This is a genomic window from Nocardia sp. NPDC058499, assembly GCF_042719915.1.
Lineage (GTDB): Bacteria > Actinomycetota > Actinomycetes > Mycobacteriales > Mycobacteriaceae > Nocardia.
Window position 1 is genome coordinate 755,573 of the sequence record NZ_JBHXMZ010000003.1, and the last position, 9,318, is coordinate 764,890.

Genomic DNA, 9,318 nt, shown 5'->3' on the forward strand with positions numbered 1-9,318 from the left:
TCGCACCTCCAATTCTGCTGCGTCCATCTGGCTCGGGTGTCGATTCCTGGGGTCTGCGGTTGCACTCCCGGTGAGTACATCCCATTCGGGAGGGAAAATGTGTCACTGGTTTGGACGCGTCGACCTCACATCCGGTTCCCCTCCCCGTTCAGCGAATCCAATTCGGCCTTGAGACGCTGCCGCGCCCGCGCACATCGGCTCTTGATCGTGCCCACCGGAACACCGAGTAGATCGGCGGCGTCGGAGACGCTGTACCCCTCGACATCCACGGCCACCACCGCCGCGCGCTGGTCCGGCGGGAGCGCGAACAGGGCACGTTCCAGCACGATGGAGATATCGACCCGACTGTATTCGTCGGCGTAGTCCGATATTTCGGGCCAGACCTCCGGCGGGAGGACCACGGCCCGCTGGGCGCGGTTGCGCCGGATCCGGTCCAGGCAGGCATTGACGACGATGCGGTGCAACCAGGTACGAACCCCGGAATCACCACGAAAGGAGCCCGCGTTGCGATGGGCCGACAGCAGAGCTTCCTGGAGCGAATCGGCGGCGTCCTCGGGGGTGTAGCAGACACGCGCGGCGGTCTGCCAGAGATGGTCGTTGTGCCGGCGGATCAGTTCGGCGAAGGCGTGCGGCGCCCCGGCCGCATGCGCCCGCAGTAATTCGGTATCCGAGGTGATATCGAATCCGGGTTCTTGCGCCCCTGCCCCAGGAGACGACGCCGTCTCCCCGCGAACCCCCGCATTCAATTCGGACGACAATAGCCAACCCCTTGGACAACCGCCCACGACAGCTTCGGCGCGGTGCGAGCCGGCCTGTGGTGATTACTGCGTGTACTCAGCGAGCGGGACCGTACCCCTGATCCCACCGGCTCCCTCCTGGGAGCGCGGACCGTGATCATATCCCGGCCACCATTGCGCGGCAACCGGATCCAGGTCCTCCGGATATCCGCACGGGGCGACGAAACAGCAGGTCAGGGCTTTGCTTCGAAACTCAGCTCGGCGATCGAGCTCTGGAACTGGGCACCGGAATTGCCCAGACCGGTGACCCAGATCAGCACGTAGCGGGCAGCCTGATCGCTCTGCACCGGAACCTCCGTGACCCCCTCGCCGAGCACCGCGGTACCGGCGAGCTGGGTCTGGTCCAGGGTGGGTGTTTCGGTGGGCGAGGTCCGGATCTCGACCGAGGTGCCCGGGGTCGGCGAGGTGATGGTGACCTTGGTGAGGTTCGCCGGGCTGGGCAGGGTCGCCAGCAGGCCGACTCCCTTCTTCAACGCCGGGAACTGCTGGAAGTACTGGTCGGTGCTCCACGAGGTGGCCGGATCACCGTCCATCGCCGCGGGCCCGCCGTCGGGGTCGTCCGGCGTGCCCTCCGGGGAGAACACCGTTATCCCCGAGATCGGCACCGGTACGCCGGCGGCCCCGGCGGGTGTGCTCGACGGGGCCACCGAGCTCGGCGACTCCTCCGGCGCGCGGCTGGTCGTCAAACCGATCACGCGCTGCTCGTTGAGCGGTTCACTGGAATCGCCCGGCGCGAAAACGCTCACCAGCCACCAGATGACGATGCCGACCACGAGCGCGGTCAGAATCCCCAGGGCCACCATGATCCACATCATCCGCTGCGATTTCTCGCGTTCGGCGGCCAGCAGTTCCGGATCGGCCAGCGATTCGTCGGCCGGTGCCGGGGCGCGCTGCCCCAGCCGCAACACCGGGATGAAATCGGTCTTCTGATCCACCACCGAGGCCTGTTCCAGCACGTGCTGGATGGTGGCGGCGGTGCGGACACCCTTGTTCGGTTCCAGCGAGCGTACGGCCACGGCCGAGATCTCGAACGGGACCTCGGGCCGGATCTGGCGGGGTTCGACGGGGGTGCCGTCGGACCCGAAATCGGCCGGGCGCAGCCCGCCCACTGTGGCGGCGTTCCCGCTGAGGCCGGCGGTCCGCAGCGGCCACCGGGCGGTGATGAGCGCGTAGAGCATGGCGCCCAGGCCACGGACATCGCTCTGCGGGTCGGCATCGCCGAGGGTGCCGGGGAACGCCAGTACTGCGTCACCGTTTGCGCTGATGCGGATCCGGTCCGGATGGTCGATGGACAGCGCGCCGCCGCTGCGGTGTGCCATTTCGGTGGCCGAGGCCAGCACCCGGATGGCGCGCGCGGCGCCGATCGGCGACGGGACGGTTTCGGCCATTTCCCGCAGCGAACGTCCCGGTGTCCATTCGGCCACCACGATGCCGCCGGAACTACCGCGCACCACATCCAGGACCCGCGCCAGGCCCGGTGAATTGATCCGGCCCAAGCGCAGCGTGCGGGACAGGATCGCCTGCGGACCGTCCTGACCGGAATCGCTGCCCGCCCGCTGATCGGCGTCGACGAAGGTCAGCGCCACTTCCCGATCGAGCTTGATATCGAGTGCCTGCCAGAACTTCAGGCCGCGCGCGCCGCCGTGGTCGGCGAGCAGCCGGTATCGTCCGCCGGCGACCGATGCACCGGCGATGAGTTTGGGCCCACGCTGCACCCGGCTCGCCTGCGTCATCGGTGGTACGGCGATCATTCCGGTGTCGTAGACCGGATCGGTGGCCGATACCGTGGCGCCGGTGCGCTGGACACGCTCCTCGGACAGGTGATCGCCGACCTCGTCCGGTTGCCCGGCGTCGTCGTCGTACTGTGGCCCGCTGTCCGGCGTGTGCTCGGGCGGGTGGGCGGATTCGGCGGAACCGTAATCCACACGCTGGGTGCGCGCCTCACCCGGCTCCGACTGCTCCGGGGGAACATCGGTGGACAAGCGTCCGCTCGCCGGATTCCGCGCAGGATCGGCGGCTGGGACCTTGCCCACCGCGTCGTCGCTCACCCTCGGACCTCCTTCGCCCTGGTATGCCGCAAACTCGGCGGGTCTGTCACTTGTGCCGGTCTGCCGAACAGGGTACGGGAACTGGCCGGGTACGGTGCGATCAACCGAGTCCGGCCGGATCACCGGTAGCACCATTGTGCTCTGTGCGTCCATGGCCGAATCGAAGCCGGAGTACGCGAGGTACGGGTCGGGCCGGCGCATGATCCGCGTCGTGTGCTCTTCTTCGACGGGTTCGTCGAGATCCAGCGGCGGTGCGGGCGGGGTGATGCCGAGTCGCCGCGAAATCGCGACCGTGATGGCAACGACCTCGGGGATCCCGGCCAGGCGCATCAGCCCGAACGCCACCGCGAACATCACGATCGCGGTGATCCCGACCCGGATGAACGAGCCCGGTCCGCCGAGCGATTCGGTGAGCCGGTCCAGACCCATCACCCGGTCGGCGATGAGCATGACGGCGCCGCCGGCCAGCGAGGACAGCAGCACCCGGCTGACCGTACGTCCCACATTGGCCATCCGCAGATCGCCCAAGCTGCGGTGCAACAGCCAGCCGCCGATCACCGCGCCGACCGTGAAACCGAGGCCGGTGGCGATACCGAGCACGATCACGACCTGGTCGCTGCTGTCGGCGATGAACGGGGCCAGCGCCGAGAACAGGATCTTGACGGCGGTGATCCCGAGGATGATCCAGGTCGGGGTCCACGCCTGTTCGCGGGCGTAGAACACCCGCAGATGAATCAGTACGAGCGAGTACGGGATCAGGGTGAAAGCCGAGAAACTGACTGCCGTACCGAGGCGGGAGGCATCCTCGGCGAACCGTGCGTACCCGAACAGCGCATCACCGACCTGGGGCCCCGCCAGGGTCAGGAAGGTGACGATCGGGATCAGCGCGATCATGGTCAGCCTGGTGGCCGCCGACAGATCGTCGACCACCGCGGGGGTGTCGTCGTTGGCGGCGTTACGGCTGAGCCGGGGCATGATCGCGGTGAGCAGGGTGACGCCGATAACGCCGTACGGCAGCTGCAGCAGCAGCCATGCGTTCTGGTAGATGGCCGGACCGGCCTCATCGGCGTGCGAAGAGATATTGTTCGCGAAAATGCCGCCGATCTGGCTGATCAGCACGTAGAGGATGATCGCCGCAGCCATCGTGCCGAACTGCTTGAGCCGGTTGTCCAACCCCCACAGCGGCCGCAGATCGATTCCCTGGCGGCGAATGGCCGGCAGCAGGCTGACTGCCTGCACGATCACGCCGAGGGTTACGCCGCAGCCGAGGACGAGCAGTTTCGGATCGCTCATCCGGACCGGATCCAGGGTGATCTCGCCGGGTGTCACGGCGTAGAGCCCGAGCACCACCAGCACCACCACGTTGTTCAGGACCGGCGCCCACGCGCCGGGTTTGAACGCCCCACGAGTGTTGAGGATGGCGGTGAACAGGGCCGACAGCCCGTAGAACAGTACGGCCGGGACCAGCAGGAAGGTCAGCGCCGTGGTGAGCGACGTATTGACCTTGCCGTCCGCGGAAACGAAGACATGGGTCGCCAGAACCGGCGCCGCGGCGGTCGCCAGGACGGCCGCGGTACCGAGGATCACGGCAGCGGCGGTGACGAGCCGCCGGATGAACGCGGCGCCGTGGTCGGGATCCTCCTGTTCGGCCCGGACCAGTGTGGGCACCACGATGGCGGTGAGCACGGCGCCGAGGACCAGTTCGGCGATCATGTTCGGAATCAGGCTGGCCGAGGTGAACGAACTGGCGATGGCCGGGCCGAGTACCGCGAGCAGCAGTAGCTGTTTACCGAATCCGGTGATGCGGCTGATCAGCGTGGCGATCGCGATCGAACCGGAGTCCTTGAGCAGTTTGGACTGGCTGTTGTCGGGTTTGTCCCCGGTAGCGGCCGCCTCGAGGGGCTCTGCCACGGCAACCGCGGGCTGCTGACCGGTACGTGGCCGGTTACCGGCGGCCGCCGGAATCGGGGTGGGCGCGGCGCGCTGGGGTTCGCGTGCAGGCGGCACTTGGCGCAGCGGTTGCGACGGCGGCGCCTGCCGGCGCGGCGGGGTCTGCGGGCGCGGATTCCCGGGCGGCGGTGCCTGCGGCCCCGGCCGGTTCGGCTGTCGCTGCGGACCGGGAGCGCCCGGGCTCTGCGTGGGCGCGGGGTTCTGCCGGTCGGCCGGGCGGGGTGACCGCTCGGGCGGGCGATTCTGCTGGATCGGCCGCATCCGCTGGGCCGGGAAAGGTTCGGAAGCCGGCCCGCCCTGGGACCCGCCGGGCTCGGGCCGCGGCTGTTGCGGAGGCCGGGGCGGAACGGGCCGCCGGTGACCGGCATCGGGTTGCGCCTCAGGTGACCGGGCGGGCCCGGGCTGCGGACGCCCGGCGGGCGGTGCGGGCGGCCGGAACGCCGCGGGCCGATTCGCGGGCTGTACCGCCGGGTGCGGTGCCGAAGGCGGCGCGGACGGGCGCTGGTCGGGCCCGACCGCGGGCCGCGCACCGGACTGCGGATCCAGCGGCGGCATACCGGGCCGGCCGCCGGGACGGGGATTCGCGGGCGGCACCGGGGACCGGCCGCCGGGATGCGGAGGTGGTACGGCAGGCCGCGCGCCGGACGGCGGGTTCTGTGGTCGTCCGGGTGCCGGGTTACGACTATCGCGCGCGGGGGGACGCGGCCGGTTCGCGGCATACCGATCTTCCCCCGGATGTGGGCGGGGCCCAGGCCGCGCGGGCGGGCCGGGCCGGGGAGCCGGATCGGCCGGTTGCTCGGATCGGCGCAGCTGTGGTGGCGGCTCCCGGAAGGAATCGCGATCGGTATCGCGCGGGTGGCCGGTCATCTCCGGCTCCGACCCGGGAGACGGAGGCACCCGCTCCCACGGTGCGCTGGGGGCCCGCCGGCCTCGTGGACCGTCGGGCTGTCTACCGGGCTGCTGCCGATGAGCGGAGGATTCATCGTCGCTCATCATGCCTCCTGTATCGCCCGGACCCCCGCTTGCCGGTTGTCCCCTGTGTCGTGCCGAACACTTCGCCGCCGCTGCTGCGCGCAACGAACTGTACGGTGCGGGCGGTATGTCGTATCCGGCCGCGCACCGGCACCCCGGACGGACCAGGAGTGCCGGTGCGCGCACCCCCTCCATCTTCCATGTGACACCCGTGCCGGTCATCTCCCCAGGTCGGCCGGTGGATGACCTATCCGCGACATCGAGGTCCGGGCTACACCCGTTCCCGGCGCTGCGTCGGGTGGCGAGCGGTTTCCAGCGCTTCGTCACTGACCTCGAGATCGGTGTAACCGGCAGTGCGCCGCCGGGCCCGGCCCAGCCGGATCACCCGCCGCCGGACCCCCGGATCCACGCCCTTGTCGGCCGGATCGTGTTCGCCGTGGAACCGGCGCCACAGGCGGCGGCCGGCGAGCAGGAACAACAGTGCGGCCGCGCACGCGGTGATGATCGCCAGAATCTGCCCGTAGGCGTTGGAACGCACCGAAATCGAGGTGGCGTGGCCGAGCGGGACCCCTTCGGGTGTGCTCAGCGATATCGGTACGACGAGGTTGCGGCTGTCGCTGACCTCGGTCGGGATCTGGAACGAGCGGGTCCCACGGGGCGGGAGCAGCTGTTCGCCGATATCGGTGATCTTCGTTTCCGGCGGCGCGTCGATCCGGAAGCGGATCCGCATGGAAATGGGCAGGTCGTTGCGTGCCACCAGCAGCAACGGGCTCGATTCCGAGGCCAGCGTGTACACCCCGCCCGGCGGCAGCACCGTCACCGACCGGTAGATCTCGTCCACCGCAGCGGTGGTTTTCTCGATCCGCCGCTGCGCGAACACCTCGGCCTGTCCGGTGGGGCCGCCGCGCCGATCCGACAGCGACAGCGCGCGCACCAGATCGTCACGTAACGGGTCCAGGTAGGCGTGTGGGGTCGGCTGGGTGTCGGGCACCTCCACCATGGCCTGCAGCAGCTGGGACAGCCGATGCGACTGGTCGCGGGCCGGTATCGCGAAATGGCCGGGGACTGCCTCGACAGCGGCGTCCGGGAGCGGGGCCAGTTGATAGGGCGCCGGGTCCGGTTCCTGCCCGACCAGATCGTCGAACGGCCGGGGATCCACCAGTTTGTTGTCCACCAGCAGCTCGAGCTGGCGCAACAGCGCGACGGCTTCGTCGCGGTTGGCGCCCCACTGCTGCGGCGGCATGATCAGCTGGGAGCGCGGGCGCCCCGGGTCGGCGTGCAGCGCCTGCCAGGACACCGCACCCAGCGCGTCCTGCAGACGTGCGCTGCGGGAATCGTTGGTCACCGGGTAGCGGGCCGATTCGGGGACATAGGCCGGGGTCGGTGGGTTCGAGCCGATACCGGCCAGCGCCGCCGCCGGCCAGATATCGAAGGTCGCGACCCGCAGCGCGGGATCACGCGTCGAGGCGCCACCACTGCCCGCCTGATCCGGCGGCGCCGCGGCACCGGATGTCGCGGGCCCGCCCTCGACCGGCGTAGGACCACCGGCGGGGACGGCCTGTTGTTCGGCGTCCTCCCCCGGCACGGGCCCAGGCGCCGGGGCAGCCCCCGCGATACCGGGCAACCGCACCACGTCGGGCACCGCGGCGGCGGGGTCACCGGCACCGCCCTCCGGCGCCACCGCGTTCCCCGCGAGCACCGCGGTATCGAAACCCTGCGATTTCAGCAGTTGTGCGGCGGCCGGGTCGAGACTGCTCGCATCCGGCAGGCTCACCCCGCGCACCGATCGGGTGTTGAGGACGGAATCGACGATCTGCGCGGGAGCTTCCAGTGCCCGGGCAGTGAGCGCCGGATCGTTGGCCGCCGCCAGCGCGGAAATATCGACCTGCGCGAACGGCAACGCCACCGTGCACATCGACGAGGCCAGCCCACGCAGCCGGTCCAGCCACTGTTTGGCGGCCTCGGTGCCCGTACCCGGCCGCGTCGCGCCGTCGGGATCCGACGGGCTGGCCAGGACCCGGTAGTCCTCGGTCATCGCCTGCACCGTGAGCAGCAGATCGGGGTCGACGGCCAGGCATATCGCCGAAGCCGGACCGTCCGCCGTGCGGTCGTCGCCGACGACCGATTCCAGCGCGGCGACCAGTTCGTCCAGCCGGCCGCCGCGGCTCAGCGAGGCCGCGAGTTCGTCGTCGGTCAGTTCGGCCGTCCGATCCAGTTCACCGGTCTGACCGGCCACCATGCGCGGCCGGTCGGCCAGCGGCCACAGCAGTGTCGTCGAGACCGCGGGGTTGGCCGGTGGCGGCAGAGGCGGGGCGCTCCCGTCCGCGGCCGCGGGCAGGCCGAGCACCGGCAGGAGGAAACGGGCATCATCCAACCGTGCCTGGCCGCCGTAGTCCGGGGTCCCGTTGACGTTCAGCAGCAGCGGATAGACACCGGGTTCGGTGATGTTCAACGATTCCTCGGTGCCGTCACGCAACGGCACCGACAGCGTGAACTGCTGCCGCTGGCCCGGCTCCAACCGCACCGCGATGTCCTGGAACGGAGTCGGATGGTCGTAGCTGGACTGGTCCAGTTTCAATGTGGTGCGCAGCTCGCTGGGGTCGGCGATCGCCCGCGACCGCTGCAACCGGACCGTCACATCGTCCACGCCGCGGTCACCGATATTGGTGACCGTGCCGGTCACCGTCAGCAACGGTTCGCTCGCCGTGGTCACCGTGCCCGGGCTCACCGAATCCAGCGACAGCTTCAAGAACTGCGGCGCATCGGAATCCTCGGCCGACCCGGTCGGCTGGGCATGTGCGACGGTCACGGGCAGCGCGGACAGCGCCGACACCGCGCCGAGGATGGTCAGGATCACGAAGATGATCCGACTCGGTCCACGCGTCATCGCTTACCGGTCTCCATCCGGTCGATCAGGCGGTTCGCCACCTCGGCCAGCCGGCGCTCGTCGGCGTAGGCGAGCCTGGAGTTCAATTCGCTCAACGGCACCCAGTCCACCTGGGTGACCTCCACATCCGCGTCGGATAGTTCACCACCGACCGAACGCAGCAGAAAATGGTGCACTGTCTTGTGTACCCGCCGCCCCTCGGTGACGAACCAGTAATCGATACTGCCCAATTCGGCGACCACCACGCCCTGAATACCGGTTTCCTCGGCGACCTCGCGAATAGCCGTCTGTTCCGAGGTTTCGCCTTCTTCGATATGTCCTTTGGGCAGCGACCATAGCAGCCGTCCCCGGCGATCCGTCCGGCCGATCAGGGCGGCGCAGCGCTTCTCCGGCGGACCGTCCAGCCCGTCGACCACCAATCCCCCGGCCGACGTCTCACGCACCGTGCGCATACGCGGTTTCGCCGCACCACCGGCCGAACCACGGCGCCGGGGCTGGCGGCGTCGACTGTTCGCGCGATCGGCCGGAGACACTACGCAATACTAGAGCAGGGTCTTTTGGCGCCGCCTTCGGCGGCGCGGGGTTTCGGCCCCTGAGGTCCATGCTTTCCGCCCGCGATACTCGCGGCTGCGCCGCATTGTCTCGCGGGCGGAAAGCATGGACG

4 protein-coding genes are annotated in these 9,318 nt (G+C 69.7%); all 4 read right to left on the bottom strand.

Annotated features, from left to right (window positions below):
• Positions 1 to 125: 125 nt before the first annotated feature.
• On the bottom strand, positions 126 to 677 hold the full coding sequence (gene sigM, locus ACFWPH_RS13610) for an RNA polymerase sigma factor SigM (protein ID WP_378750755.1): 552 nt from the start codon (positions 675 to 677) through the stop codon (positions 126 to 128).
• A gap of 293 nt (positions 678 to 970) precedes the next feature.
• The gene (locus ACFWPH_RS13615; RefSeq protein ID WP_378750757.1) at positions 971 to 4,861 is read right to left on the bottom strand and encodes a murein biosynthesis integral membrane protein MurJ; all 3,891 of its coding nucleotides are present in this window, start codon (positions 4,859 to 4,861) and stop codon (positions 971 to 973) included.
• A 1,177-nt stretch (positions 4,862 to 6,038) separates the two neighbouring features.
• Positions 6,039 to 8,654, bottom strand: coding sequence for a DUF6049 family protein (locus tag ACFWPH_RS13620; RefSeq protein ID WP_378750627.1), 2,616 nt, complete (start codon positions 8,652 to 8,654; stop codon positions 6,039 to 6,041).
• Positions 8,651 to 9,187, bottom strand: coding sequence for an NUDIX hydrolase (locus ACFWPH_RS13625; protein WP_081595861.1), 537 nt, complete (start codon positions 9,185 to 9,187; stop codon positions 8,651 to 8,653). Before ACFWPH_RS13625 ends, ACFWPH_RS13620 begins: the two co-directional genes overlap by 4 nt.
• Positions 9,188 to 9,318: the final 131 nt, after the last annotated feature.

Excerpts from the sequence above, each read along its gene's own strand:
- ACFWPH_RS13620 (WP_378750627.1), bottom strand. The coding sequence starts at position 8,654 with ATGACGCGTGGACCGAGTCGGATCATCTTCGTGATCCTGACCATCCTC.